Genomic DNA, 24,795 nt, shown 5'->3' on the forward strand with positions numbered 1-24,795 from the left:
GGTGTCACCGGCGGTGGGGCCCGATGGAACCGACGTCACAGTGTGCTGCGCGGGCTACTGGCCTCCGGAACTCTCCACCCGTGGGTACGGCCCGCTACGCTCGTGCCCGTGACCGCGGAACCCCATCTTCCCCTTCCGGCCGAATTGCCCCTGGTCGACGAGCCGGGCGGCACGGACGTAGACCTGAAGACGCAGATCATTCGGTTCATCCTCACCGGCGCCCTGTCGGCGGTCGTCGACTTCGGGCTGTACCTGGTGCTGTGGAAGGGGCTGGGGCTCGAGCGCGACGTCTCCAAGGCGTGCAGCTTCATCGTCGGCACCACGGTCGCCTACCTGATCAATCGCCGCTGGACCTTCAAGGCCGAGCCGAGTCGCGCCCGCTTCCTCGCGGTGGTCATCCTCTACGCGGTCACCTTCGCCGCGCAGGTCGGTATCAACGCCCTGATGAATACGGTGCTGCCCGCGATGAAGCTGACCCTCGGCGGCCACTCGGTGACGCTCGCGGTGCTGGTCGCCTTCGTCGTAGCCCAGGGCACCGCGACGGTGATCAACTTCATTGTGCAGCGCGCGGTCATCTTCAAGATCCACTGATCGCGAGCACGCACTGATCGCGGCTACCCCCCGGCTCGACACCGTGCCGGTCGCATGGTGGCCGTGAGCCTTCACGACATCGGCCGGGCTGTGGCTTCGACGGCAGTCCGGTGCCGGTCGCGTCCGTTCGGCCGCCGCAGTGTGACAACTACGTCCGGGCGGCCGTGGCATGCGATCGGGCCGCGGCCGCGAAGGCCCCGGCCTCGTCGGCGAACGACCGGATGCCCCTGGCCTGCGCCGCGGTTTCGGGCTCGGTGCGGAGCGCGCCGATCACTGTCGGCAGCACAGCCGGTTCGGGGCGCGGCGGCGTGCTCCGCGCCGCGATCGCGTCCGCCTTCACCCCGAAATAGTCCCCGCCCTTGGCGCGCGGATTGTCCGTGCCCCACTGCCGGGACTCGCGGGGCGCGGGGATCAGGTGCGGGATGTGCTTGCGGCAGTGGATGTACGCCTCCTCGATGGCGACGACCACCCAGTGCGAGGCGGCCCGGCCGCGCTCGGACTCGGGCAGGCCGGGGACCCGGCTGCGCAGCGAGCCGTCCTCGACGATCCGGGCCGGGCCATTGATGTGCAGGCCGATCAGATCGCGGGTGAAGTCGATGAGCATGATTCCGACGTGCGGGTTCTCCAGCAGATTGCCCATGCTGGCCATGACGCCGTTGCCGCGATACTCCGGATACGCGATCGTGCGTTCGTCGATGATGTGCAGGAAGCCCGGTTTGCCGGCGCGGAAGCTGGCGTCGCATTCGCCGTTGCTGTCCGCGGTCGCGATGAAGGCCATGTCCATGCGGCGGACGAACTCGATCATCGCCGCATTCAGCCTGTCCAGCACCTGTTCTCCGTAGAAGCGCTCGGCCCGTTCCCGGGTACCCCAGCGCTGCTGTAGCTCTCGCTCGCCGTCACTGCCGTGATCTATGCCGAGCATATCGCTCCCTCGGTTAGCTGAATCCGCATATGCCGAGGTCTTGCGCGGAACCGCAGATATGCCGAAATCCTATAGTTCGTACAGCTTTTCGTGCGTGTGGAACAGAACCAGCTGGTAGAGATTTCGATGGAGCAGGGTCGCAACCGTCTCGGGACACGATCCTCCGCGACGTCGGCGGCGGCAAGTCCCGATTTCGTTGGTTGCCAAGTAGATGCTAGCCTCCGTGCCGCTGCCGTGTGCCGAGATTGCTTGTATATAAGTGGGATTCGCAAGAGTGCGTTATCCCTTATGCCTCGATTGCCCGATCATGGGCGAGATGTCCGGTCGGCCATCCCCCTTGCGGATGCCGACCGGTCGTCTCGCGGACCTCGTCGTTTACGCGGGGGCCAGCGTCACGGGCACCCCGTTGAACACCGCATTCCCGGACGGCGCATCGACGAGCGAATCATCGGTCAGCGCATTGGCATTCACCCCGGCGTGCGCGCGCGCCACCGTCTGCGTGCTGTCGGTGTGACCCCACCCGTGCGGCAGGCTCACCACGCCGGGCATGATCTCCTCGGTCGGTTCCAGCGGCACGGTCACCGCGCCGGCCGCCGATTTCACCACCGCCAGATCGGACAGGCCCAGGCGTGCCACGTCGTCGGGGTGGATGTGCAGCGTGCAGGTGTTGGACCCGCCGACGAGGGTGGAGATGTTGTGCATCCAGCTGTTGTTGGAGCGCAGCTGGCGGCGGCCGATCAGCAGCAGCTCCGGCGCGGCGTCAGTCAGGCGGGCCCGGAGCCGGGCCACGTCGGCGAGCAGCTCCGGCGGCGCAAGCTCGACCCGCTGCGAGGCGGTGCGCAACACGTCCGGCAGACGGCCGGGCACCAGCGCGCCCAGGTCGACACCGTGCGGATTGTCCAGCAGCACCTGGAGATTCATCCCGCCGTGGGGCTCGGTGGCCGCGTTCGGCAGTGGCTGCGGATTCCACTGCCCGTACGGCCCCAGCCGCAGCATCATGTCGATGCGCTGCTCGATGCTGTTCTCGCCCTGCAGTTCCGGGCGTCGCTCCAGCAGACCGGCCTTGTGCAGCGTGCCGGCTATCACCAGCTCGTCGACCGCGGCGAGCGGATCCCGCCCGGGCTCGGGCTGCTGCCCGGACGCCGCCAGCGCCAGGCGCGCAAGGATTTCCGCCTCCGCGGGGTGATCGCCCAGCGGCACCAGCGGCCGGGAGTACCGGGCATAGTTGTGCACCGCGAACTGCAGCAGCGCAAAATCGTAGTGCGGCGACTGCACCGTCCGCGGCGGCGGCAGGATGACATCGGCATGCCGGGTGGTCTCGTTCAGGTACCGATCCACGCTCACCATGAAGTCGAGTTCCGCCAGCGCCGCGCCCAGCCGGGTCCCGCTCGGCGCGGACAGCACGGGATTTCCGGCGACCGTGATCAGCGCCCGCACCTGCCCCTCGCCCGGAGTGGTGATCTCGTCGGCGAGCGTGGCGATCGGGAATTCGCCCATGGCCTCGGGCAATTCGCGCACCCGGCTGGTCCAGCGGCCCAGCCGGAAGGGCCGGGAGCGCACGATGCCCAGGGCCGCGGGGGTGGCGAACATCGCCCCGCCGACGCTGTCCAGATTCCCGGTGAGCGCATTGATGACGTCGACCAGCCACTGCGTCACGGTGCCGAATTCGGCCGTGCACGTGCCGATGCGGGCGTACACGGCGGCTGTGGGCGCGGCGGCGAGCTCGCGCGCGAGCCGCGCAATCGTCTCGGCGGGCACGCCCGTGCGCCCGGCCACGACCTCGGGCGAGAAGTCCGCGGCGGCCGCGCGCACCTCGTCCAGCCCGTCGGCCGCCACGCGCACGTCGGCGAGATTTTCTGCGAACAGCGTGTGCACGATCCCGAACAGCAGGTAGGCATCGCTGCCGGGCCGGATGAACAGGTGCTCGTCGGCGGCCTTGGCGGTGCGGGTGCGGCGCGGATCCACCACGACCAACCGGCCGCCGCGCTTGCGGAGGGCCTTGAGCCGGCCGGGGTAGTCCGGTGCGGTGCACAGCGATCCGTTGGATTCGAGCGGATTGGCGCCGAGCATCAGCAGGTAGTCGGTGCGGTCCAGGTCCGGCACCGCGACGGTCAGCGGATCGCCGAACATCAGTCCGCTGGCCACCTGCTTGGGCATCTGGTCGGCGGTGCTGGCCGAATACAGGTTGCGGGTGCTCAGCGCGCGGATCAGCACCGGCAGGTAGAGCGCCCCGGCCACGGTGTGCGCGTTGGGATTTCCCAGGTACAGCGCCGTGGCGCCGCGGCCGTGCTCGGCGGCCACGGCCGGGAACCGCTCGGCGATCAGGTCGAACGCCGCCTGCCAGGACGCGGTCCGCCAGGTGTCGTCCGCCCGATTCCGGATCATCGGCGCGGTGAGCCGGTCCGGATCCTCGTCCAGATGTCCCAGGCTCGCCCCCTTCGGGCAGAGGAACCCGTGACTGAACGGGTCCTGACGATCGCCCCGGACCCCGACGACGTGATCGTCGCGATCGAGGGTGATCTCGAGCCCGCACACCGCTTCGCACAGCGGGCAGGTGCGCAGCAGGGTACGGCGGCCATCGGTGACATCGGTCATACGCCCATCATTGCCCGGACCGGCCGTATCCGACAGGCGAATCTTCAAGCGGGCGATGGGTAGTCCAGACACACGAAACCGCGGGGCCCGTGCGGTCCCGCGGTGTCGTTATGTGGTTACGCCCCGGAGGTCAGCAGGCTACGCGGGCGAGCTGGCGCTTGCGGCCGGTGCTGGCCGCCCGGACGGCCGCGCCCAGCGCGACGACCGGCGGAATCCAGCGGGCCTCGCCGGGGGCGACGCCCCAGCAGGCATCCCCGGCGGAGAGCTGGGTGGGCGGCAGCGGGATCCCCGCGCCGTCGGTGTGGACGATCGCGCCGGCCTTGCGCAGCGCCTCCACGGCCAGCCCGGCCTTGGCAACGCCGGTGACCAGATGGATCTCGCGGCGCTCGGCGCCCGGAATCTCGATGACCGGGCCCGTCAGGCTGTTCGCCCGCAGGTATCGGCGCACGGACGTCGCGAGCTCACCGGTGACCTCCACGGCGGAGACATTCTCATCGGTGATCAGGCAGATGCCGTTGGCCGTTTCGGCAACCGTCCAGCCGCGCTGGATGTAGTCCTGCGCGCTAGCGGCTACTGCGGCCGCCTTGACGGAAGTCGGAAACGTCGTACGCACGGTCTTCTCCATTCCCCGGTAGGTTTTCGGTCCTGCTCGGTGTTCATGGGGGCTATCGGAGGGCGGCATCCGCGTTGTTACATATTCGCGGAAAGTTTTTCGCGGCCGTCGCCTTCGTCACAAGATCACCGGGCTATTCAGGTTTGCTATGGCCTCGACCTGGTCGGTTCGGCCACGGGTACTACCTTTGTGCCGTCAGCTGTGAATCGCCGAGGTCCTGCCTGTGAATCAAATCCGTTGCCGCTGACAGATTCCCAACGGGATTCTTAAAGCTCGCTGGGTGCGTTGCGCCGCAAGGCCCGCGGGGTGGCCCGGAAGACGTGCGCGTTGCCCGACGGCGCCGGTGGCGAGAGGATCGCGGCATGACTGATGACCCCGCCGGACCGGAGTCGGCCGAGCTGGACGATGAGTACATCGCCTGGCGCGAGTCCGTGACGCAGCGCCTGCGGCGACGCCCGCCGCAGGGCGGGACGCAAGACGCCGAGCCGCGGCCCGAACCGTTCCGGAGCCCAGGGGCTTTCGGGGCGTGGAGCGCGGCCTCGGCTCGGGCGCTGCTCGACGTGCAGTTCCGGCGCCCGGCCACGCGCACCCTGCTGCCGCTGGCGTATCTGCTGGGCCTGGCCTTCGCGGTGGCGGTGCCGATCGTGCTGACAGTGCTGCTGTGGCGAATGTCGATGGCGGTGGGGATCGTCTTCCTGGTGGTTGTCGCGGTGCCGCTGGGGCTCACGATCGCCGCGTCGGTGCGGCTGGCGCTGGAGTTCCTGGTGAATGCCGCGCGGCTCGCGGGCCGGGTGGAACACATCGCGGAACTGGCCGACGACCTGTTCCAGGCGCTGTCGGACGTGGCCGAGCCGGTGAACCAGCTCTCGGAAGACGTTCGAGCGGTGCAATTCTGGCGGTTCCGGAGGCGTCCCGCGCGAAAGTAATCCCGCTTGGCCCAGGAGGGAACTTGGCGCAAGTGCGCCGATTGCTATATCCGGACCCGGTTTTGTTGTGCGACAATCCGAGCGCGATCCGGATATCCAATTCGGATGTGCCGTACGGCCAGGCAAGATGGGCGAGGGGGAAAGCATGGGCTTACCGCACGGGATTACCGGTTCGACTATGCCGCGCAGGCAACTCGGCCGTCAGCTCCGCGATCTGCGTAATCGCGCCCGCATGACCACGCGGGTGGCGGCGCAGCGGCTGGAGTGGTCCGAGGCGAAGATCTGGCGCATCGAGACCGGGCAAACCTCGCTGCGGGCCCTGGACGTCGAGGCCATGTGCAAGATCTACGGTGCACCAACGGATGTCATCGACCCGCTCACCGCGCTGGCGAAGGAGACCAAGGCGCGCGGCTGGTGGGCCGACTACAGCGACGTCATCGCCGAGGGCTTCGAGGTGTACCTCGGGCTGGAGGAGGCGGCCGCGCGTCTGGCGACCTACGAGAACGAGCTGGTGCCCGCGCTTTTGCGGACCGAGGCATACGCCCGCGCGCTGCTGGTGGGCGCCCGGCCGGAAATGCCGCCGGCCGAGATCGAGCGCCGCTTGGCCGTTTTCGCCGCGCGGCAGCGGGTGCTCACCCGCCCGGAGAATCCGGTGCGGGTCGAGGCGGTGATCACCGAAGCTCTGCTGTGGCATCGCATCGGCGGCACCGAGGTGATGGCCGCGCAGCTGGACCACCTGCGCCGGCTGTGTGAGCTGCCCAATGTCGACATCCGGGTGCTGCCAACCGATTCCGGCTATCACGAGGGCATGGATTCGGGCCGGTTCGTGCTGCTCGAATTCGCCGACGCCGGGGACCTGTCGGAGCCGCCGGTGGTGTACGTACAGACCTTCACCGGCTCGGCCTATTACGAGAAGGACAACGAAATCGCCCGGTACCGAACGGCTTTCGGCAGCATCAAGTCCGCCGCAATAGATGCCCGTGCCTTACTGGACGAAGCTCGCGCCGCGCTGTGAACAGGCAGGCCGCGATCCGTCGGCCGCCGATTCGGATCTCGCGGCACTCTCCGGTGCGATGCCAACCGCGACAACTGATTTCGTACGGACATGGGTAACTCATCGGGGACGGGCCCACCGTGAGCGGGCTGTCATCCGCCGGCCCGATGAGCACATCTCGGGGTAAGCAGCGGCACGCTGAAGTCGCGGAGAGGCGGGGGAGCACATGGGTAACTTATCGGGGACGGGCCCACCGTGAGCGGGCTGTCATCCGCCGGCCCGACGAACATATCTCGGGGTAAGCAGCGGCACGCTGAAGTCGCGGAGAGGTGGGGGAGTCAGCGCAGCGTGCTGGCCAGAACCTCGCGGTGGGTGGGGGCGGCGTCGGCGTGGACCGCACGGCCCTTGTCGGTGAGGCAGACGTAGATGGCGCGCCGATCGTCGCTGCACATGCTGCGGCTGACCAGGCCCTCGCGCTCGAGCCGCGCGACGGCGCGGGACAGGGCGCTCTGACTGAGGTAGATGTCGGCGGCCAGATCGCTCATCCGATAGGTCTCGCATGCGGCGTCTACCAGACGGTCCAGCGTCTCGAATTCGCTCAGGCCGATCCGATGGCGACCCTGTAGCTCCTTCTCCAGCGCGCAGGACACCGTCGCGTGCTTCTCCAGGAGGCCGCGCCATTCACTGATCAGCCCGGTGGGAGCTGCCGCGCGCACCGGCGACACCGTGGACGCCTTCGTCATGCCGCCATCCTAGTGTCCCGGGCAGAACCATGCAACCGCATTTAATGCTTGGACAATTTATGCACACGCATGTACTGTCCTGATCATGACTTCCACGGCAACACTTTCGGCTGGTGGCGCCGCCGATACCCGGTGGTCGGCACGCATCTGGGGCATGCTGATCACCCTGTGCATCGTGCTGTTCCTCGACGGCCTCGACGTTTCGATGATCGGTGTCGCCCTCCCGTCCATCGGCAAGGATCTGCACCTGGGCACCTCGACCCTGCAGTGGCTGGTCAGCGGCTATGTCCTGGGCTACGGCGGGCTGCTGCTGCTCGGCGGCCGCACCGCGGACCTGCTCGGGCGCCGACGGGTCTTCCTCATCGCGCTGGGCGTGTTCGCCCTGGCCTCGCTCTCGGGCGGGCTGGTCAGTTCCGCCGCGCTGCTGATCGCTACCCGCTTCATCAAGGGACTGGCCGCGGCGTTCACCGCACCGACCGGCCTGTCCATCATCACCACCAACTTCGCCGAGGGCCCCGCCCGCAACAAGGCGCTGTCCATCTACACCGTCTTCGGTGCGGGCGGCTACTCCATGGGCCTGGTGTTCGGCGGCCTGATGACCGGGCTGGGCTGGCGCTGGACCTTCCTGCTGCCGGTGCCGATCGCGCTGGCCGCACTGGTCGCCGCGGCCGTCCTGGTGCCGCGGGACCGCAAGGCGGAGGAGGGCGGGCACGACCTGCTCGGGGCGCTGTTGTCCACCGCCGCCATGCTGCTGCTGGTCTACACCGTGGTCTCCGCGCCGCAGGCCGGCTGGGCCTCGGCCCGCACGATCGGCTCGTTCGCCGCGGTGGTGGCGCTGTTCGTGGCCTTCGTGGTGGTGGAGAACCGGGTCCGGCATCCGCTCATCCGGCTGGGCATCCTGCGCAAGGTCACGCTGGTGCGGGCCAGCCTGGTCATCATCGCGGTGGCGGGTTCCTACTTCAGCTGGCAGTTCATCGTGACCCTGTACATGCAGGACACCCTGCACTGGTCGGCGCTGCACCTGGCGATGGCACTGCTGCCGGTGGGCGTGCTGGTGGCGCTGTCCTCGGTGTTCTCCGACAAGCTGGTCGACCGGTTCGGCACCGGCCCGATCATCGCGGTCACCACGATCGCGATGAGCATCGGCTACCTGCTGTTCCTGCGGGTCGACACGCATCCGTCCTACCTAACCGTCATCCTGCCCGCGGTGCTGCTGGTCGGTATCGGCTGGATCGGCTTCCCGTCCATCAACATTCAGGCCACCGCCGGAATCGACGACGACGAGCAGGGCCTGGCCGCGGGCGTGCTGCAGACCTCGATGCAGGTCGGCGCGGCGATCGTGCTGGCGCTCAACACCGCGATCATCAGCTCCGGATCGCACGGTGACGGTTCGCCCTCGGCGATGCTCGCCACCTACCGTCCGGGCCTGATCTTCGCCGGTGTGGTGTCGATCCTGGGAGCGCTGGTGGCGCTGACGCACTTCATCGGCAAGCGGCGGGTGTCGGATCTGGTCGTCGTGGCCGAGTCCGAGTCCGAATCGGAGCTGACGGCAGCCTGAATGCTGCCGGGACGACCCGGTGCGAAAGCCGCGGTGGACGAACGCGATTCGTCCACCGCGGTGTGCGTCTGTACCGGTCGTTGCGGCGGGCGCCCAGATTCGGCTGTGCGAGCAGGTCTCAGCCGCGCAGAGTCCGCAAGCCCGGTGCGGCAGCGTCTTTCGGGGAGCGGATGAAGTCGAGCGGCTGTCCGTTCCTGCCCACCGTCGGCCAGTCGATACCGATCTCCGCATCGAAAGCGTCGATATCCCGGTCGAATTCGGGTGAGTACTCCAGCGAGCACAGATACGTGACGGTCGAGCCGTCCTCGAGCGAGAGCAGCGCGTGCCCGAGCCCCTCGGCCAGGAATACCGAGCGCCGGTGCACATCGTCGATCAGCACGCTGTCCCACGCGCCGAAGCTCGGCGAGTCCGGGCGCAGGTCCACCACCACGTCCAGGAACGCGCCCCGCACGCAGGTCACGTATTTTGCCTGTCCGGGCGGGGTTTCGGTGTAATGAATACCCCGCACCACCCCCGCCGCCGAGGTCGAGGTGTTGACCTGCAGCAGCTCGAACGGACGGCCGACCGCCTTCTCGAATTCCGACGCCTTGAACGACTCGAGGAACACACCCCGGTCGTCGCCGCGCAGTGTCGGGGTGAACTCCCAGGCGCCCGGGACGGCCAGTTCGCGAATCTCCATGATTACCAATCTCGATTGTGCTGTGGTTCGGTCTCGTCGAGCCCGTGTGCCAGCAGGCCGAACAGGTAGTCGCCGTATCCCGAGCGCACCAGCGGCTCGGCCTGCCGGGCCAACTGGTCGTCGTCGATGAAGCCCATGCGCCAGGCCACCTCCTCGGGCACCCCGATCTTCAGGCCCTGCCGCTCCTCGATCGTCCGCACGTAGTTGGCCGCGTCCAGCAGCGAGTCGAAGGTTCCGGTGTCCAGCCAGGCGGTACCGCGGGCCAGCACCTCGACCTGCAGCCTGCCCTGCTCGAGGTAGGTGCGGTTGATATCGCTGATCTCGTATTCGCCGCGAGCGGAGGGCCGCAGCCCGCGGGCGATCTCGACGACGTCGTTGTCGTAGAAGTACAGCCCGGGCACCGCGTAGTTCGAGCGGGGCCGCTTCGGCTTTTCCTCGATGGAAATCGCTCTGCCGTCGGAGAATTCGACGACGCCGTACGCGGTGGGGTCCGAGACCCGGTAGGCGAAGATGGCGCCGCCGTCGATCCGGTCGAAGCGGCGCAGCCGGGTGCCCAGGCCCGGTCCGTAGAAGATGTTGTCGCCCAGCACGAGTGCGGTGGAGTCGGATCCGATATGCTCTGCGCCGAGCACGAACGCCCGGGCCAGCCCGTCGGGCTCGGGCTGGACGACATAGTCGATGGCGATGCCGAACTGCGAGCCGTCGCCGAGCAGCCGGACGAAGGCGCTCGCGTCCTCGGGGGTCGTGATCACCAGGATGTCCCGGATGCCGGCCAGCATCAGCGTCGAGAGCGGGTAGTACACCATCGGCTTGTCGTAGACCGGGACCAGCTGCTTGCTCACCCCGCGCGTGATCGGGTGGAGCCGTGTTCCCGTGCCGCCGGCCAGGATGATTCCACGCATGTCACGCAAGTCTGCCAGCCGCGCCTCACGGGCGAAAATCGGTCCGCGGTGCCGGCGCGGTGGCGGATTATGTTGGTCCCGATTCGGGCATAACTGTTGCGTAGGTCACTTGTGGCGTGGTCTTCTGAAATAGCACTGTGTGAGATGTCAGCGCCGACAACTCGCCGCCGGAACTTCGGCTGCTGGTAACGCGGCGCGTCCGGAGTGAGGTAGGTGCGCGATGGCTGCCGTACGAGTAGACGAGATCCGGCCGGAGCCGGGAGTGGTGGTCAATCCGGACGGCGGCAGCCTGGCCTCGCGGGCGCTGCTGCTGGCCTGTCAGGGCGTGGTCGGCCCGTTCGTGCGGCACTATCCGGTCACCCCGCTGACGATGCCGCTGGCGCGGATCGTCGTCGACGGGCTGTCGGCCCTGCGGCCGATGCCGCGCGGCATCGAGCGGGAACAGGTGCGGCTCCAGGGTTTTCGGATGGAGATCATCCGTCCCGCGGGCGCCCGCCGCGCGTTGCGGGACGGCGTGGTGATGTACCTGCACGGCGGCGGCTTCTTCCTGGGCGGCCTGGACTCGCATCGCCCGATCGCGGCCGCGATCGCGCGGCGCACGGGCCTGGCGGTGGTCAATGTGGAGTATCGGCAGCTGCCCGGCACCCCTATCGCCGGTTCGGTGCGGGACTGCCTCACCGCTTATCGCTGGCTGCTGCGGCACGGTGCGGACGCGGGCCGGATCGTTTTCGCGGGTGACTCGGCGGGCGGATATCTGAGCTTCGCCACCGCGCTGCGGGCGGTCGAGTCCGGGCTGCCCGCACCCGCCGGGCTGGTCGGCCTGTCGCCGCTGCTGGATCTGGACTGTGCGGCCAAGCGGGAGTACGCGAATGTCCGGCGCGATCCCTACATCCCGCTGACGGGCCTGGCGAAGGTCGTCGAATACGGCGGGGAGGGCCAGGTCTCGCCCGTCGACGGGGCGCTGGGGACCCTGCCGCCCGCGCTGCTGATTGTCGGCGAGGACGAGCTGCTGCGTTACGACTGCGAGCTGATGGCCCGCCGGCTCACCGCGGCGGGGGTACCCAACTCGCTCGAGCTGTGGCGCGGGCAGGTGCACGCCTTCATGAGCATCGCGCCGAGCATGCCCGAGAGCCGGGTGGTGCTGGGGCGGGTGGCGCGGTTCGTGCGGGCGCGGATCGAGGCGGAGGCGGCCGCGCGCACGGCGTGAGCCGGGCGCGCTGGAACACGACGACCCCCGCACCGTGCGGTGCGGGGGTCGTAGCGTGCGGAAATTACTTCGCCGGGGTGAAGGGCGCGTTGATGGTGGTGAAGTACTGGACCGCGGCCAGGATGGCGACCGGGGCGGTCACCAGCAGCTGACCGGCCAGGGTGCCCAGGGCGCCGACGGCGATGATGCCACCGAGGCAGCCGATCGCGGCGGCCGGGATGAAGGCGCCGAACAGGCCGACGATCGCGGCCGCGGAGACGGTCGCACCGGCGATGCCGCCGAGGATGCAGCCGACGGCGCCGCCGGACAGGCCGCCGACCAGGGTGCCGACGGTGGCGCCGGTGGCGATGGTGTCCTTGAGCCGGTTCCAGGCGGCCTGCTCACGGTCGTAAGGGGTCTTCCAGGGGGCGGTGTTCTGGTACGGCAGGTCGACCGGCTTGTAGACCGCGTGGGCCACGTCGAACTGCGGGGTCAGCGTGGCGGTGTGGTCGGCGATGTCCGCCGCGATCGGGAACTCGAAGTTGTCGACGCGGAACTTGAGGTCGGTGCCGGCCAGGGTGGTGCCGTTGGCGGCCTTGATCTTGAAGACCCCGTTCTCCACATCCATGGAGCCCGCGTCGGTCTTGATGATCGTGGAGGTCTTGGTGGTGGTGGCCTTGTAGTCGACCGCGCCGTTGGCGGCGGCCGGGGCCGGGGCAGCGTTCGCGGTGCCCGCGGCGATGCCGAGCGCGGCGATCAGCATGGCCGACGTCGCGGCGAATTTCCTCATCATCATTTTTGGTGGAACCTCGGGGTTTTGTTTCGGGGGGACGAGAGAAATCGAAATGGAGATCAGCTAACGCGCGGTGAATCAACTGTGACCGTTCATTCAAATTCTGTTCACCACGGTGTACTTGTGGTCTGTGATATCGCGGAAACACGCAGTCCGCGTGTGGTTTTCGGCGAGGATCAAACCGACCTCCCAGTAGTGACTGTGTCGAACATCACAGTCCATGAAAGGATTCCTTGCCCAAATGGTGATCTGCATCGCGTAATAGCCGATGCCGATGGACAGGATGCCCGAGCTCGCCAATTAGGGTGGACGCTCATGCGAGTGCTCGTAACCGGGGGCGCCGGATTCATCGGCGCCAACTTCGTCCATCAGACCGTCGCCGAACGGCCCGATATCGGGATTGTCGTGCTCGACGCGCTCACCTACGCGGGCAGCCGGGCATCGCTCGACCCGATCGCGGACCGCATCGAGTTCGTGCACGGCGACATCGCCGACCAGGAATTGGTCGACCGGCTCGTCGGCGGCGTGGACGCGGTCGTGCACTTCGCCGCCGAATCGCACAACGACAACTCGCTGGCCCGCCCCTGGCCCTTCGTGCAGACCAATATCGTGGGCACCTATGCGCTGCTCGAGGCGGTGCGCCGGCACGACGTGCGTTATCACCACATCTCCACCGACGAGGTCTACGGCGATCTGGACGCCGGGGCGCCCGCATTCACCCCGGATACGCCGTACAACCCGTCGAGTCCGTATTCCGCGACCAAGGCCTCGAGCGACATGCTGGTGCGGGCCTGGGTGCGTTCCTTCGGGGTGCGCGCAACGATCTCCAACTGCAGCAACAACTACGGCCCGTTTCAACACGTGGAGAAATTCATTCCGCGCCAGATCACCAATCTGATCGATGGCATACGCCCGCGCCTGTACGGCGCGGGACATCAGGTGCGGGATTGGATTCACGTCCACGACCACAACCGGGCGGTCTGGATGATTCTGGAGCGCGGCCGGATCGGGCAGACCTATCTGATCGGCGCGGACGGCGAATTGGACAACAAATCGGTGGTCCAGCGGATTCTCGCCGAATTCGGTCGCGACGCGGACGATTTCGATCACGTCACCGATCGGCCGGGCCACGACCAGCGCTATGCGATCGATGCCAGGCTGCTGCGCACCGAACTCGGCTGGGAACCGGAGTATTCCGATTTCGGCGCCGGGCTGGCCGCGACCATTCGCTGGTACCGCGAGAACGAGGCCTGGTGGCGGCCCCGCAAGGCCGCCACCGAAAGCGCGTATCTCGCTGCCGGGGAGAAGGTTCTGTAGTCGTCCGCGAGGACGGGACTCAGCCCCAGACCATGTAGTGGTACTTGGCCACCGCGGCAGCCAGCGCGAACACCGTCGCCGCGACGACGGCGATTGCCGGACCGCGCACCGGAGTCGTCCCCCCGGTATTGGTCAGCCGCAACGGTATCCAGCGCAGCAGCACCGCGAAGCCCACGATGGCCAGCGGCACGAAGTACCGGCCCTGCACGCCGTCGATGAGGTAGTAGCCGACCGGCGAGAACGACATGTACAGCGTCACATAGATCATCGCGACACTCGCCGCGATCGTCAGCCCGACCAGCACGGCCCGCAGCTGCGCCGCCGAAAGCCGCTCGGCGATACCGACGCTCACCGCGAAGGCCAGCAGGCACGCCAGAATCGAGATCGCGGGCACATCGATGTAGGCGAAGCCGAGCTGACCGAAGAACTCGGTGAACCAGTTGTTGTCGCGCAGCCAGATGCTGTGCTCGAAGGTGTGGGCAAAATGCAGTGGATGCGTGAGGATCTGATGGAGCTGATCCCCGGTGCGCACCGAATACCACTGCGCCGGTGGGCGCATCAGGCCCATGCCGTCCCCGGTCTTTGCCGCGATCTTCATCCACCCCGCGAACAGCACGGCGCCCAGGACCGCGAAGCCCCACGGGATCCAGCGCAGCGGCCCGCGGAATCCGTACCGCCGCGCCGGAATCAGCGCGACCAGCATCGCGAGCAGCACGTAGGTCGGCTTGCTCAGCGGCAGCGCGAGGGTGGCCAGCAGCGCCGCCGCGACCTCGCCCCGGGACAGCTTCGCATCCAGGAACAGGCCCTTGACCAGCAGGCACGACACCAGGATCGCCAGGGCATTGGTCATGGTGTCCGCGGTGACCGTCCCGGCCTGGAACAGTGCGATCGGCAGCACCGTCACGGTGAACGCGAGCCACTGCACCCGGTACCCGCGCAGCGCGCGCAGCGCGAATCCGACGATCACCAGATAGGCCAGCAGCCCGGCCAGGCGGGTCAGCATGACGGTCTGCCCGACGCTCATGCCGGTCGCCCCGGCGAGCCGGATGGCAAGGGCCGCCGGCACATACGGCACCGGGGAGTACGCCGCGGTATTGGTGAACCACATCGGCTTGGTCGCCGAACTCACTGGGGCGTCGCCGAGCCGGTCGTACGCGTCCCGGCCCGCCGAGAGCGGCGCGGGCTCCTGTGGCTTGCGGTTGTAGTCCTTGAACGCGTAGTTCATCATCGCGTCCACGGTCAGCGGGATCTGGCCGCCGTAGGACACGCCGCGGTCGTCGGCGATGCGCTCGGGCAGGAATCCGCCCTGCGCGACCTGATACGCCCGGCCGAACTGGGTGATCTCGTCATGACCCCAGAACGGCGGTGTGACCACGCTGAACACCGCGCCGAAGACGGCGGCGACCACGACGAAGGCCGCCGCGCCCAGCCCCAGATGCCGCTGCACCCAGCAGATCGCGGCGCGCAGCGCACCGGGTCTCGGGGGTGAATCGTCCCGTTCGACGGCGTTGTCCGGCGTCTCGGGAGAAGGACGAGGGTCGTCGCCGGGCACGGCCTGCACCGGCTCCGCCTGCGTCGTCATCGGGCCTGTCCCAGCCCCGCCGGGGTCTCCACGCGCAGCGGCGCCTGCTCGTGCCGCGGGTCCGCGCCGTTTTCGGATCGGGCGGAAGCGCCGAATTCCGCGCCCACGGCCGAATAACGCAGATACATCAGCCGCGCCGCCTCGTGCCGGGACCGGCGGATGCCGTCCAGGATCAGGCCCGCGGTCCAGGCCAGGCTGCCCAGCAGCAGCAGGGTGAAGGCCAGGAACAGCGTCGGGAACCGCGGCACCTGGTGGATTTGATAGAACTGCACGATGATCGGCACGGTCAGGATGATCGAAATGATCCAGGCCAGCGTGCCGAACAGCCCGTAGAACGCGACCGGGCGCTCGTGCCGGGCCAGTCCGATGATCAGGGCCAGAATCTTGAAGCCGTCGTGATAGGTGCGCAGCTTGGATTCGCTGCCCGCGGGCCGATCCCGGAAGCCGACCGGGACCTGCGTCTGCGGGACCCGCAGGTGCAGGGTATGCACGGTCAGCTCGGTCTCGATCTCGAATTCGCGCGATACCGCGGGGAAACTCTTGACGAATCGGCGTGAGAACACTCGATAGCCCGAGAGCATGTCCTCGACGTTATCGCCGAAGACCTTGCCAACCACGCCGTTGAGCACTTTGTTGCCGGTTTCGTGGCCCGCGCGGTAGGCCTGGGCGCCCTCGTCCTCGCGGCGCACGCCCAGCACGTGGTCGTAGGGCCCGGAAAGCAGCGTCTCGATCATCAGCGGCGCGGCGCCGGCGTCATAGGTGTCGTCGCCGTCGATCATCAGATAGACGTCGGCCTCGATATCGGCGAAGGCGCGGCGCACGACATTGCCCTTGCCCTTGACGGTTTCGGTGCGCACGATCGCGCCGGCCTCGCGGGCCCGCTCCGCGGTCGCGTCGGTGCTGCGATTGTCGTAGACGTAGACGACCATGCTGGGCACGGCGGCCTTCAGGTCGCTGACGACCTTGGCGACCGCGGCCTCCTCGTTATGGCACGGCACAATGGCGGCGATTCGGAGTTCGGTGGGGTGCACCCCGTCAATCCCTCATTCGATCCGACGGTGAAATACGAACACCGGGAGGTTACAGGGGAGCGGTACGGACGCGCCCGGTAACCCGGTGGAACGCCCGGGTTGGTACCGTCGCCGGGTGCCCAGCAGTGAGACCGTGACGGAGTCGGCGCGGCTGTCCGGCGCCCCTCTTTTCCGCAGGCTGATATCCGCATTCCGGACCGGCGGCGCGTTTCTGGTCGTCGGAGCCCTGGGCTTCCTGGTCGACGCGGGAACATACAACCTGCTGGTGTTCTGGGGCGGCCACGGCGTTTTGTATCACGTGCCGCTGGTCGCGAAGATCATCTCGATCGCGGTGGCGTCGGTGGTCACCTACTTCGGCAATAAATGGTGGACCTTCGCGCACAAGAAGGGCGGCAGCGCCGCGCGCGAGTACCTGCTCTACACGGTGTTCAACGTGATCGCGATCGGTCTGCAGCTGGGGTGCCTCGGTTTCTCCCGCTATGTGCTGCACCTGTCGACACCGCTGTCGGACAATATTTCGGGCACACTCATCGGCCAGATCGTCGCGGTGATCTTCCGATATTGGGCATATGACAAGTTCGTGTTCACCGGCGCGGCGGCAGCCCGATCCGGCGCGGACGCGTGAATCGGCGATAATGGTTGCCGCCACAACGAGCAGATTCCGCGGTTGCAGCGCGGTGACCGCGGGTACTCCGCGGCGACGAATGGCACAGACACACACACGAGGGAATCCAGTATGGAGCAGTCGGCTGGCCAGGCCGTAACCGAGAACGACCGTCCCGCCGTCCCCGCACCCGATGCACAGCTCGCCGCGGACCGGCTGGTGCTGGCGCGCGGCGTGTTCACCGGCCCGGCACCCAAGATCAGCGACGAGCTGTACGTGGTGGTCAGGGGCAAGGCGCAGCGCGAGCGGCTGACGATGCGGCTGGACAAGGGCGCCAGCGCGCACACCAACACCTACTTCGGCCGGTTCGCCGCCAGCTACTGGCAGCGCTGGACGACGGTGACCGAGGTCGAGGTCGGCGTGACGCTCGAGGTCGCCGGACGGGCGCACGTGCGCCTCGCGGCCTCCGACATTGCCGGGCATCGTCGCATCATCGACTCCGCCGAGCTGCGCGCCGACGGGCGCGTGGTGCTGCGCGCGCCGCTGGACCAGTACGTGGACGGCGGCGCGCTGTGGCTCGAATTCGACGCGGTCGGAGGCGAACTCGGCATCAGCGAGCTGGCCTGGACCGCGTCCGCGCCGGAACAGCTGCGGCCGTTGGCCATTGCGATCTGCACCTTCAACCGCGCCGAGGATTGCGCGAATACCGTTGCGGCGCTGGCCTCGGACCCCGTCGTGCTGGGCGCGATCGACGCGGTGTACGTGGTGGACCAGGGCAGCGACCTGGTCGAGAACCGGCCGCTGTACCGGGAAATCGCGCCGCGTTTCGCCGACAAGCTGCGGTACATCCGCCAGCCGAATCTCGGTGGCGCGGGCGGTTTCACGCGCGGGCTGTACGAGGTGACCGACGCCGAGACGCGGGTCGAGGGCGCCGAGCACGCCGACATCATCCTGATGGACGACGACATCCTGTGTGAGCCCGAGACGGTGCTGCGCCTGCGCGCCTTCGCCAATCTGACCGTCGAGCCGACGCTGGTGGGCGCGCAGATGCTGTTCCTGCTCAACCCCGACTACCTCAACGTCGGCGCCGAGGAGGTGCACCTGGGCGAGCTCAAGCACGGGCAGAAGGTGCCCAAGGCGCTGCGCAACACCAGCATGCTCAAGAAGAACCAGGAGCGCCGCGTCGACGCCGGCTACAACGCCTGGTGGACCTGCCTGATCCCGGCTGAGGTGGTGGCCCGGATCGGGCTGCCGCTGCCGATCTTCTTCCAGTGGGACGACGTCGAATACGGCGTGCGGGCCCGCGAGGCCGGATTCGTGACGGTGACGCTGCCCAATGCCGCGGTCTGGCACGCCGACTTCTACTGGAAGGACTACGACGACTGGGCGCGCTACTTCAGCATGCGCAATTCGCTCATCGTCGGGTCGATGCACACCGATCTGGATCCGAAAGCCATTACGCGCCAGCTGTTCCGCAATATCGCCGAACACCTGGTCGCGATGCAGTACGGTCTGGTGCACACCACGCTGCAGGGCATCGAGGACTTCCTGCGCGGGCCGAAGGTGTTGCAGGACGGTGGAATTGCCGCCCTGGCCGCAGCGCGCGGCGGGCGCGCGGACTATCCCGAGACGATCAAGCATGAGGCCGCGACGGCCCCGGTCCGGTCGGCCGACATCCAGGTGCGCCGCGACGTGGGCGATCCGAGCCGCCCGCTGCTGGTGCTGATCAAGCGGGCGGTGCAGCAGTGGACCGGGCGTACCCAGCCCGGCCTCAAGTCCATCACCCGCGAGGACGCGCACTGGTGGCACGTCGGGCTGTTCGACCATGTGATGGTGACCGACGCCTCCCAGTCCGGCGTGCGCATCCGCCGCCGCGACAAGGCCAAGGCGCGCGCGCTGCTGCTGCGCACGATCCTGGTGATGCGCCGGCTGCGGCGCGAGCTGCCCGAGCTCAGCCGCCAATACCGCGCCGCCGTACCGGAACTCATCGCCCGGGACAACTGGGAGCGCCTCTACAAGCAGTAGTTCGCCGTTCGCCGCCGCCCGGATCCGCGCGAGCCGCCGGTACCGCGATCCGTCGTCCGATCAACGAGTTCGCTCGGCAGTGACCAGGATTCGGGCCCGAGTCGGTGGCGGCCGGACGGGAAGCCACCGCCGGGTGCCGACCTGGGTCGGTCACGGCGGCGGCATCGGGCTTTGCTAGCCCCCGGACGACCCCGTCGGGCGCTGCGGGGAGTTGTCCACCTGCGCGCCCCGGTACTGGATTCCGATCGCCATCGTCGGGGTCGACGGTCCGGGCACCATCAGCGGGGGCTGAAACTCCACGGTGCCGTCCGGCTTGGTGATCGGCGGCTGTGCCTGCTGGGTGAGCGGCCCGGGCACGTTCATGCAGTTGTATCCGATGGTCGCCGTCGCGTGCGGATGCACGTAGGCGACCCCCGAAACGCTCATGGCGCCCTGGGAACACTCGACGACGGCGTTCACCCGGTAGGTGTCCCGGTCGTTGTCGTTGCGGCACTTGAATCCGTCGCACGAGACCCCGGGCGCCAGCTGTTGCGGGGCGGCCGCGGCGAAGGGCGGCGCCGCGACGAGGATGGTCGCGAACGCCGCCGCCGCACCGAGACCGAATGTGACACTGCTACGCATGTCTGCCTTTCCTGGATGCCCGACCCGCATTCAGGATATCGGCGACCGGTCGGCCTCGAATTTCTCTTTTACAGGAACAGGTCCGTGGTGAGCGGGCCGTCGCCGGGGACAACACGGTATTTGTCGAGGTCGGTGATGCCGTGGGCGGCCATCACCTCGTCGTCTATGAAGAAGTTGCCGCTGGTGTCCTTCGCGGGGGAGGTCAGCACCAGGTAGGCGGCGTCGGCGTAGATGTCGGGGGTGCGGGAGGTGGAGACCATCTCCTCGCCGCCGAGCAGATTGCGCACGGCCGCCGTGGCGATCGTGGTGCGCGGCCACAGCGAGTTCACCCCGATGCCGTACTTGCGCAGCTCCTCGGCCAAACCCAGTGTGGTCAGCGACATTCCGTACTTTGCGATGGTGTAGCCGAGCGAGGCGCCCGCCCACTTCGGGTCCAGGTTCAGCGGCGGCGACAGGGTGAGGATGTGCGGATTGCGGCCCGCCTCGGCGCTGGCCCGCAGCGCCGGAATGCTCAGCTTGGACAGCAGGAAACTGCCGCGGCAGTTGATGTCCTGCATGAGGTCGTACTTCTTCATCGCCAGGGTCTCGGTGGGCGACAGGTCGATCGCCGAGGCGTTGTTGACCACGATGTCGATGCCGCCGAACCGGTCTACCGTCTCGGCCACCGCGCGCGCGACGCCCTCGTCGTCGCGGACGTCGCCGACGAACTTGTGTACGGCGCCGCCGGCCTGCTCGAGTTCCGCCGCGGCGGTGTGGATGGTGCCCGGCAGCTTGGGATGCGGCTGATCGGTCTTGGCGATCAGGGTGATGTTGGCCCCGTCGGCGGCCGCGCGCCGGGCGATCTCCAGCCCGATTCCGCGGCTGCCGCCCGACATGATCATGGTCCGGCCCGCTAGCGGTTTACCTGCGTCTGTCATGCCACAGCTCCAATCTGTGTGCCCGCCCCGCATTCGATGATCGGTGAGAGGGCGGGCGCCGGTGTCCGGATCTACCAATTCGCACGGTATTGGATACCGGGCCGGGTATGCAACCAGTTGCATAGAGAATCACAGTCGCGGGTGCACGGGCCGACGATGTTGGTATCCGCCCGCGGGCAGCGCGCACGCGCGGGCCCGGTGGATGGGTCGCGACATCAGATGCGCTGCGGTCCATGAGGAGCGCACGGGCCGGGACCCAGCCGGTATCGATCGGCCGTGTGTACCCAGCGGGAGCGGCCGGATTCCGGCCGTGCGGAGTGAAGGGGGTCGTTGTCGACCACGAGAGGAGTCGTCCTTTCGCCGGGCATCGGCCCGCGAAGGGGCTCAATGCAAGTGGGAGAGAGGGGAGAGACATGCGGCGGCGCTGCCCGCGTATGTGGCGCGCTGTCCGGCCGCGACAATCCGGAAATTCACCTTCACGTTCTCCACCTCCTCGACCTTCCGACTGCCCGGCTGGCCGGGCGAACGACGCGAACTCTGTTGTCCCGCAGGACTGTTAACACTGTGACAGCCTGCCGCCGTACGCGGCAAACGATTTTCGGCGCGGGCTACGAGCCGGCCACGACCACCAGCAGATTCAGCAGCACGAGCAGCCCGAGGATGCCCCAGCTGATGTAGAGGAACATCATGCCCGGCGTCTTCTGCGGCACCGGGCCGATCGCGCCGCCGACGAACCAGGTCGCGGGCGTGCGGTAGAAGACGCGGGTGCTCTGCCCGTCGGCGACGGGCACCACGGCCTCCGCGGTTCCGAAGTCCCACAGCCACTTGGTCTTGACCTGCACGTGGTGCTGTCCCGCACCGACGGGGATGTGGGTCATACCCCACTTGGCATTCGGCACCTGCTGCCCGTTGACCAGGATGCGCGGCCCGGTCAGCGCGAGCATGAAGGCCATCGGCATGTAGCTGGTGTCCACCACGATGCCCGGCGGTCCCGGTTCGGGGCGGAACTGTACGGGCATCCCCTGCGGCGCACCGTAATTCGGTGCTCCATACGGATTCGGCTGGCCGCCATAGGGATTCGCGGGCATGCCGCCGAACTGCTGCGGCATACCGGGATTGGGGGCGCCGTAGGGCTGCTGCGGCATACCGGGATTGGGGGCGCCGTAGGGCTGCTGCGGCATGCCGGGCTGGCCGTAGCCGGGCTGCGGCATGCCCGGAGACGACGCGCCGTGCGGCTGCCCGTAACCCGGCTGCGGAATTCCGGGGGACGAGGGCCCCTGCGGCTGCGGGTAACCGGGCTGTGGAATGCCCGGCGAGGAGGGCTGTGCGTATCCCGGCTGCGGCATGCTCGGCGCGGAGGCGCCGTGCGGCTGCGCGCCGTAGGGCCCGTTCCCGTTCGGCGGCTGCGGCGCACCGGGCTGCGGCTGCGGGCTGTTCGGCTGCCAGGGCTGGCCGTAAGGTGGTTGTCCGCCGTAGGGATTACTCACGGCCATGCCTCCAAGAACGAGCTGATCTATCCGGGTTTGTGGAACTGCTCGCGCCGACCCAGGCGCCGCAGTCGCAGCCATTCTCGCAGACCCGCCGGATCCTTTTGCTGTACGAGGAAGAACCAGGAGAATCGGGCCCACTCCTGCGGCAGCAACTTACGCATACCCGGCTGTGACATCAGATAACCGCGGTTGCGATAGGTGAAATACCTTTTGACCGGATCGTCCGGATATTGGGTGTGCATGCGGCCGCCGAGAATCGGCTTGAATTCGGCGGATCCGTTGGGATGCAGATAGGCCGTGCGCAGGCAAGTGCCGAACGGCAGGCCCGAGCGCACCAGCCGCCGGTGCACCTCCACCTCGTCGCCGCGCACGAACAGGCGCAGATCCGGCACACCGATCACATCTACCGCGCGCCCGGAGATCAGTGCGCCGTTGAACAGCGAGGCGATGCCGGGCAGGAAATCCTCGTCCTGGCTGTCGGAATCGGAGTACAGCTCCGATCGCTTGCGCCGCCACACCACGCCGCGGCGCAGCGGGAACGCGAGCTGATCGGGATCCTCGATATCGCACACCACTGGGGACACCTCGGCCAGGCCGTGCTTGTCCGCGCAGTCGAGCAGGGTAGCCAGCACCTCGGGGCCCTCGGGGCGGCCATCGTCGTCGGCCAGCCACACCCAGTCCGCGCCGAGCGTCAGGGCGTGCAGCATGCCCAGCGCGAAACCGCCTGCGCCGCCGAGGTTGTGCTCCGATCCCAGGTAGGTCGATTCCACCGGCTGCGCCCGGACCAGCTCGCCCACCTCGGGCTCGTTGGCATTGTCGACCACGATCAGATGATCGATCGGGTGCGTCTGCGCGGTGAGCACTTTCAGCGATTCCGCTAGCAATTCCCGGCGCTTGTGGGTGACAACCACCGCGACGATGCGGGACTGCGTCATGAGTGGTTGCTCTCCAGTTCCCGATCCAGTTCGAGCTCGCGCAGAATCTGCGCGACATGGTCGCCCGCCTCGGGCCCCTCGTAGGCGCGCACCACCTCTTCGATGCCGCCGCGCATCCGCATATTTCCGTGGTCGATCCAGATCGCCGTGTCGCACAGCTGGGCCAGAAATTCGTTGGAATGGCTGCAGAACACCAGGATTCCCGAGCGGGCCACCAGATCGCGCAGGCGGGTTCGGGCCTTCTTCATGAACTCCGCGTCCACCGCGCCGATGCCCTCGTCCAGCAGCAGGATCTCCGGATCGATCGAGGTCACCACGCCCATCGCCAGCCGCACCCGCATACCGGTGGAGTAGGTGCGCAGCGGCATGTTCAGGTATTCGCCGAGCTCGGTGAAATCGGCGATCTCGTCCACCTTGGCCATCATCTGCTTGCGGGTCTGCCCCAGGAACAGCCCGCGGATGATGATGTTCTCGTAGCCGGAGATCTCCGGATCCATGCCGACGCCGAGATCGAATACCGGCGCGACCCGGCCGCGAATCCGCGCGCTGCCGCGCGTGGGCTCGTAGATGCCCGAAAGCAGCCGCAGCAGCGTGGATTTGCCCGCGCCGTTGTGCCCGACCAGGCCGACCCGATCGCCCTCCTTGAACGACAGGGAGATGTCCCGCAGCGCCTCGACCACGACGACGTCGGACGTATTGCGCCCGATCGCACCGCCGGCCTTGCCCAGGAACGCCTTCTTCAGCGACCGGGACTTGGCGTCGAAGATCGGGAATTCGACCCAGGCGTCACGGGTCTCGATGCTCACATGGTCGGTCATATAGGCCTTTACACCCAGTAGGGCACGCGGGAACGGAACTTCTTCAATGCCAGTATCGCCACCGCCCAGCCGATCACGGTAATACCGGCGACCACCTCCCAGGACAGCAGATGGATCGGCTGCCCCAGCAGCGGCGCGCGAACGATCTCCAGGTAATGGAAGGTGGGCACCAGCTCGATCAGCCGTGCCTTGCCGCCGATGCCCCCGACCCGTTCGGTCAGCGACTGCGCATTCCACATGACCGGGGTGAGCACGAACAGCATGAGCGTCATGCTGTTCAGAATCTGCGCGATATCGCGGTAGCGAGTGCTCAGAATGCCGAATGCGATCGACACCCACGCGGCGTTGAGGAACAGCAGGACGATGCCTGGAATCGCCAGCAGCGCAGTCCAGCTCAGATGCCGCCAGACTCCGAATGCGGCCAGCAGAATCACATAGATGATCGCGTTGTGCGCGAAGAACAGGAACTGCCGCCACACGAGCCGGTAAATGTGGACGCTGAGCGCAGAGGGCAGCTGCTTGATCAGTCCCTCGTTGGCGATGAAGACCTGTGAACCCTCGAGAATGCTCGCATTGATCACATTCCAGACGATGAGGCCGATCGTCACGTACGGCAGCTGGAAACTGAGTGGCTGGTGTAGGAGCGCCGCGTAGAGCACGCCCATCGCCGCGGCCTGCACCCCCGTCGCGATGGTGATCCAGAACGGACCCAGCACCGAGCGGCGATACCGCTGCTTGATGTCCTGCCAGCCGAGCGACAGCCACAGTTCACGCTGTGCGAATCCATCGCGCAGATCCTTGAACGCGCGGCGGAACGACTGCGAATCGGACACGATGGGTACCGAGGCGTCGGCCGGGCTCTGTTCGGCGGTCACCGAATCGGCTGGGGCAGCTGCGGGCACAGTGCTCGACTGTAGCCGAAGTCGCGACTGCCGAGTTCGGCGCACGCATTC

At 67.8% G+C, this 24,795-nt stretch carries 22 protein-coding genes and 1 pseudogene; 8 read left to right on the top strand and 15 right to left on the bottom strand.

Annotated features, from left to right (window positions below):
• Positions 1-102: 102 nt before the first annotated feature.
• Complete coding sequence (locus KO481_RS01670) at positions 103-591, top strand: GtrA family protein (RefSeq protein WP_372451873.1); 489 nt, start codon at positions 103-105, stop codon at positions 589-591.
• A gap of 331 nt (positions 592-922) precedes the next feature.
• On the opposite strand, the pseudogene KO481_RS01675 reads toward KO481_RS01670, so the two are convergent.
• From KO481_RS01675 to KO481_RS01685, 3 genes and pseudogenes are all read right to left on the bottom strand, one after another.
• Positions 923-1,513, bottom strand: a pseudogene (locus tag KO481_RS01675) (pyridoxamine 5'-phosphate oxidase family protein); the annotation flags it as partial.
• A gap of 375 nt (positions 1,514-1,888) precedes the next feature.
• Positions 1,889-4,108 carry a molybdopterin-dependent oxidoreductase gene (locus tag KO481_RS01680; RefSeq protein WP_215915131.1) on the bottom strand — a complete coding sequence of 740 codons (2,220 nt, stop codon included), beginning with the start codon at positions 4,106-4,108 and terminating at the stop codon, positions 1,889-1,891.
• 130 nt (positions 4,109-4,238) lie between these two features.
• Complete coding sequence (locus KO481_RS01685) at positions 4,239-4,721, bottom strand: hypothetical protein (protein WP_308166232.1); 483 nt, start codon at positions 4,719-4,721, stop codon at positions 4,239-4,241.
• 362 nt (positions 4,722-5,083) lie between these two features.
• On the opposite strand from KO481_RS01685, the gene KO481_RS01690 reads away from it, so the two are divergent.
• Positions 5,084-5,647 carry a DUF4282 domain-containing protein gene (locus KO481_RS01690; RefSeq protein ID WP_215915133.1) on the top strand — a complete coding sequence of 188 codons (564 nt, stop codon included), beginning with the start codon at positions 5,084-5,086 and terminating at the stop codon, positions 5,645-5,647.
• A 178-nt stretch (positions 5,648-5,825) separates the two neighbouring features.
• Positions 5,826-6,662 (top strand): helix-turn-helix domain-containing protein, encoded by an 837-nt coding sequence (locus KO481_RS01695; RefSeq protein WP_245400224.1) that lies wholly within the window; start codon positions 5,826-5,828, stop codon positions 6,660-6,662.
• Between the two features lie 317 nt (positions 6,663-6,979).
• Here KO481_RS01695 and KO481_RS01700 read toward each other — a convergent pair whose 3' ends face one another.
• Positions 6,980-7,384 carry a MarR family winged helix-turn-helix transcriptional regulator gene (locus KO481_RS01700; protein ID WP_215915135.1) on the bottom strand — a complete coding sequence of 135 codons (405 nt, stop codon included), beginning with the start codon at positions 7,382-7,384 and terminating at the stop codon, positions 6,980-6,982.
• An 85-nt stretch (positions 7,385-7,469) separates the two neighbouring features.
• On the opposite strand from KO481_RS01700, the gene KO481_RS01705 reads away from it, so the two are divergent.
• Positions 7,470-8,942, top strand: a complete 1,473-nt coding sequence (locus KO481_RS01705; RefSeq protein WP_215915136.1) for an MFS transporter — start codon at positions 7,470-7,472, stop codon at positions 8,940-8,942.
• A gap of 118 nt (positions 8,943-9,060) precedes the next feature.
• On the opposite strand, the gene KO481_RS01710 is transcribed toward KO481_RS01705, so the two are convergent.
• Positions 9,061-9,621, bottom strand: coding sequence for a dTDP-4-dehydrorhamnose 3,5-epimerase family protein (locus tag KO481_RS01710; protein WP_215915137.1), 561 nt, complete (start codon positions 9,619-9,621; stop codon positions 9,061-9,063).
• 2 nt (positions 9,622-9,623) lie between these two features.
• The gene (gene rfbA, locus KO481_RS01715; RefSeq protein WP_215915138.1) at positions 9,624-10,523 is read right to left on the bottom strand and encodes a glucose-1-phosphate thymidylyltransferase RfbA; all 900 of its coding nucleotides are present in this window, start codon (positions 10,521-10,523) and stop codon (positions 9,624-9,626) included.
• Between the two features lie 220 nt (positions 10,524-10,743).
• Between rfbA and KO481_RS01720 the strand changes: the two genes are divergently transcribed.
• On the top strand, positions 10,744-11,730 hold the full coding sequence (locus KO481_RS01720) for an alpha/beta hydrolase (RefSeq protein ID WP_215915139.1): 987 nt from the start codon (positions 10,744-10,746) through the stop codon (positions 11,728-11,730).
• Between the two features lie 64 nt (positions 11,731-11,794).
• Here the strand turns inward: KO481_RS01720 and KO481_RS01725 are convergent, their stop codons facing one another.
• Positions 11,795-12,505 carry a DUF8020 domain-containing protein gene (locus tag KO481_RS01725; RefSeq protein WP_215915140.1) on the bottom strand — a complete coding sequence of 237 codons (711 nt, stop codon included), beginning with the start codon at positions 12,503-12,505 and terminating at the stop codon, positions 11,795-11,797.
• 312 nt (positions 12,506-12,817) lie between these two features.
• Here KO481_RS01725 and rfbB point away from each other — a divergent pair, with 312 nt between their 5' ends.
• Positions 12,818-13,819 carry a dTDP-glucose 4,6-dehydratase gene (rfbB, locus tag KO481_RS01730; protein WP_215915141.1) on the top strand — a complete coding sequence of 334 codons (1,002 nt, stop codon included), beginning with the start codon at positions 12,818-12,820 and terminating at the stop codon, positions 13,817-13,819.
• A 19-nt stretch (positions 13,820-13,838) separates the two neighbouring features.
• On the opposite strand, the gene KO481_RS01735 is transcribed toward rfbB, so the two are convergent.
• The gene (locus tag KO481_RS01735; RefSeq protein WP_215915142.1) at positions 13,839-15,401 is read right to left on the bottom strand and encodes a DUF2142 domain-containing protein; all 1,563 of its coding nucleotides are present in this window, start codon (positions 15,399-15,401) and stop codon (positions 13,839-13,841) included.
• Complete coding sequence (locus KO481_RS01740; RefSeq protein WP_215915143.1) at positions 15,398-16,432, bottom strand: glycosyltransferase; 1,035 nt, start codon at positions 16,430-16,432, stop codon at positions 15,398-15,400. Before KO481_RS01740 ends, KO481_RS01735 begins: the two co-directional genes overlap by 4 nt.
• Before the next feature lie 115 nt (positions 16,433-16,547).
• Between KO481_RS01740 and KO481_RS01745 the strand changes: the two genes are divergently transcribed.
• Together KO481_RS01745 and KO481_RS01750 are read left to right on the top strand one after the other, a co-directional pair.
• Positions 16,548-17,057: a GtrA family protein gene (locus tag KO481_RS01745; protein WP_308166233.1), complete on the top strand. Its 510-nt coding sequence runs from the start codon at positions 16,548-16,550 to the stop codon at positions 17,055-17,057.
• A 111-nt stretch (positions 17,058-17,168) separates the two neighbouring features.
• On the top strand, positions 17,169-19,061 hold the full coding sequence (locus tag KO481_RS01750) for a glycosyltransferase (RefSeq protein WP_215915145.1): 1,893 nt from the start codon (positions 17,169-17,171) through the stop codon (positions 19,059-19,061).
• A gap of 174 nt (positions 19,062-19,235) precedes the next feature.
• Here KO481_RS01750 and KO481_RS01755 read toward each other — a convergent pair whose 3' ends face one another.
• From KO481_RS01755 to wzm, 6 genes are all read right to left on the bottom strand, one after another.
• A complete protein-coding gene (locus KO481_RS01755) occupies positions 19,236-19,682 on the bottom strand; it encodes a hypothetical protein (RefSeq protein ID WP_215915146.1) in 447 nt (148 codons plus the stop codon).
• Positions 19,683-19,750: 68 nt separating this feature from the next.
• Positions 19,751-20,599 (bottom strand): SDR family oxidoreductase, encoded by an 849-nt coding sequence (locus KO481_RS01760; protein WP_215915147.1) that lies wholly within the window; start codon positions 20,597-20,599, stop codon positions 19,751-19,753.
• A 608-nt stretch (positions 20,600-21,207) separates the two neighbouring features.
• The gene (locus KO481_RS01765) at positions 21,208-22,086 is read right to left on the bottom strand and encodes a hypothetical protein (RefSeq protein ID WP_215915148.1); all 879 of its coding nucleotides are present in this window, start codon (positions 22,084-22,086) and stop codon (positions 21,208-21,210) included.
• A 26-nt stretch (positions 22,087-22,112) separates the two neighbouring features.
• On the bottom strand, positions 22,113-23,024 hold the full coding sequence (glfT1, locus tag KO481_RS01770) for a galactofuranosyltransferase GlfT1 (protein ID WP_215915149.1): 912 nt from the start codon (positions 23,022-23,024) through the stop codon (positions 22,113-22,115).
• The gene (gene wzt / locus KO481_RS01775; RefSeq protein ID WP_215915150.1) at positions 23,021-23,842 is read right to left on the bottom strand and encodes a galactan export ABC transporter ATP-binding subunit Wzt/RfbE; all 822 of its coding nucleotides are present in this window, start codon (positions 23,840-23,842) and stop codon (positions 23,021-23,023) included. The genes glfT1 and wzt overlap by 4 nt, the downstream gene beginning before the upstream one ends.
• 8 nt (positions 23,843-23,850) lie before the next feature.
• Positions 23,851-24,717 (bottom strand): galactan export ABC transporter permease subunit Wzm/RfbD, encoded by an 867-nt coding sequence (gene wzm / locus KO481_RS01780; RefSeq protein ID WP_308166347.1) that lies wholly within the window; start codon positions 24,715-24,717, stop codon positions 23,851-23,853.
• Positions 24,718-24,795 lie beyond the last annotated feature (78 nt).

It is taken from the genome of Nocardia albiluteola (assembly GCF_018860155.1).
Taxonomy (GTDB): domain Bacteria; phylum Actinomycetota; class Actinomycetes; order Mycobacteriales; family Mycobacteriaceae; genus Nocardia; species Nocardia albiluteola.

Coding starts and splice junctions, on each gene's coding strand:
- KO481_RS01680 (WP_215915131.1), bottom strand. CDS start 4,108: ATGACCGATGTCACCGATGGCCGCCGTACCCTGCTGCGCACCTGCCCG.
- KO481_RS01690 (WP_215915133.1), top strand. CDS start 5,084: ATGACTGATGACCCCGCCGGACCGGAGTCGGCCGAGCTGGACGATGAG.
- KO481_RS01695 (WP_245400224.1), top strand. CDS start 5,826: ATGCCGCGCAGGCAACTCGGCCGTCAGCTCCGCGATCTGCGTAATCGC.
- KO481_RS01700 (WP_215915135.1), bottom strand. CDS start 7,384: ATGACGAAGGCGTCCACGGTGTCGCCGGTGCGCGCGGCAGCTCCCACC.
- KO481_RS01705 (WP_215915136.1), top strand. CDS start 7,470: ATGACTTCCACGGCAACACTTTCGGCTGGTGGCGCCGCCGATACCCGG.
- KO481_RS01710 (WP_215915137.1), bottom strand. CDS start 9,621: ATGGAGATTCGCGAACTGGCCGTCCCGGGCGCCTGGGAGTTCACCCCG.
- rfbA (WP_215915138.1), bottom strand. CDS start 10,523: ATGCGTGGAATCATCCTGGCCGGCGGCACGGGAACACGGCTCCACCCG.
- KO481_RS01720 (WP_215915139.1), top strand. CDS start 10,744: ATGGCTGCCGTACGAGTAGACGAGATCCGGCCGGAGCCGGGAGTGGTG.
- KO481_RS01725 (WP_215915140.1), bottom strand. CDS start 12,505: ATGATGATGAGGAAATTCGCCGCGACGTCGGCCATGCTGATCGCCGCG.
- rfbB (WP_215915141.1), top strand. CDS start 12,818: ATGCGAGTGCTCGTAACCGGGGGCGCCGGATTCATCGGCGCCAACTTC.
- KO481_RS01735 (WP_215915142.1), bottom strand. CDS start 15,401: ATGACGACGCAGGCGGAGCCGGTGCAGGCCGTGCCCGGCGACGACCCT.
- KO481_RS01750 (WP_215915145.1), top strand. CDS start 17,169: ATGGAGCAGTCGGCTGGCCAGGCCGTAACCGAGAACGACCGTCCCGCC.
- KO481_RS01755 (WP_215915146.1), bottom strand. CDS start 19,682: ATGCGTAGCAGTGTCACATTCGGTCTCGGTGCGGCGGCGGCGTTCGCG.
- KO481_RS01760 (WP_215915147.1), bottom strand. CDS start 20,599: ATGACAGACGCAGGTAAACCGCTAGCGGGCCGGACCATGATCATGTCG.
- glfT1 (WP_215915149.1), bottom strand. CDS start 23,024: ATGACGCAGTCCCGCATCGTCGCGGTGGTTGTCACCCACAAGCGCCGG.
- wzt (WP_215915150.1), bottom strand. CDS start 23,842: ATGACCGACCATGTGAGCATCGAGACCCGTGACGCCTGGGTCGAATTC.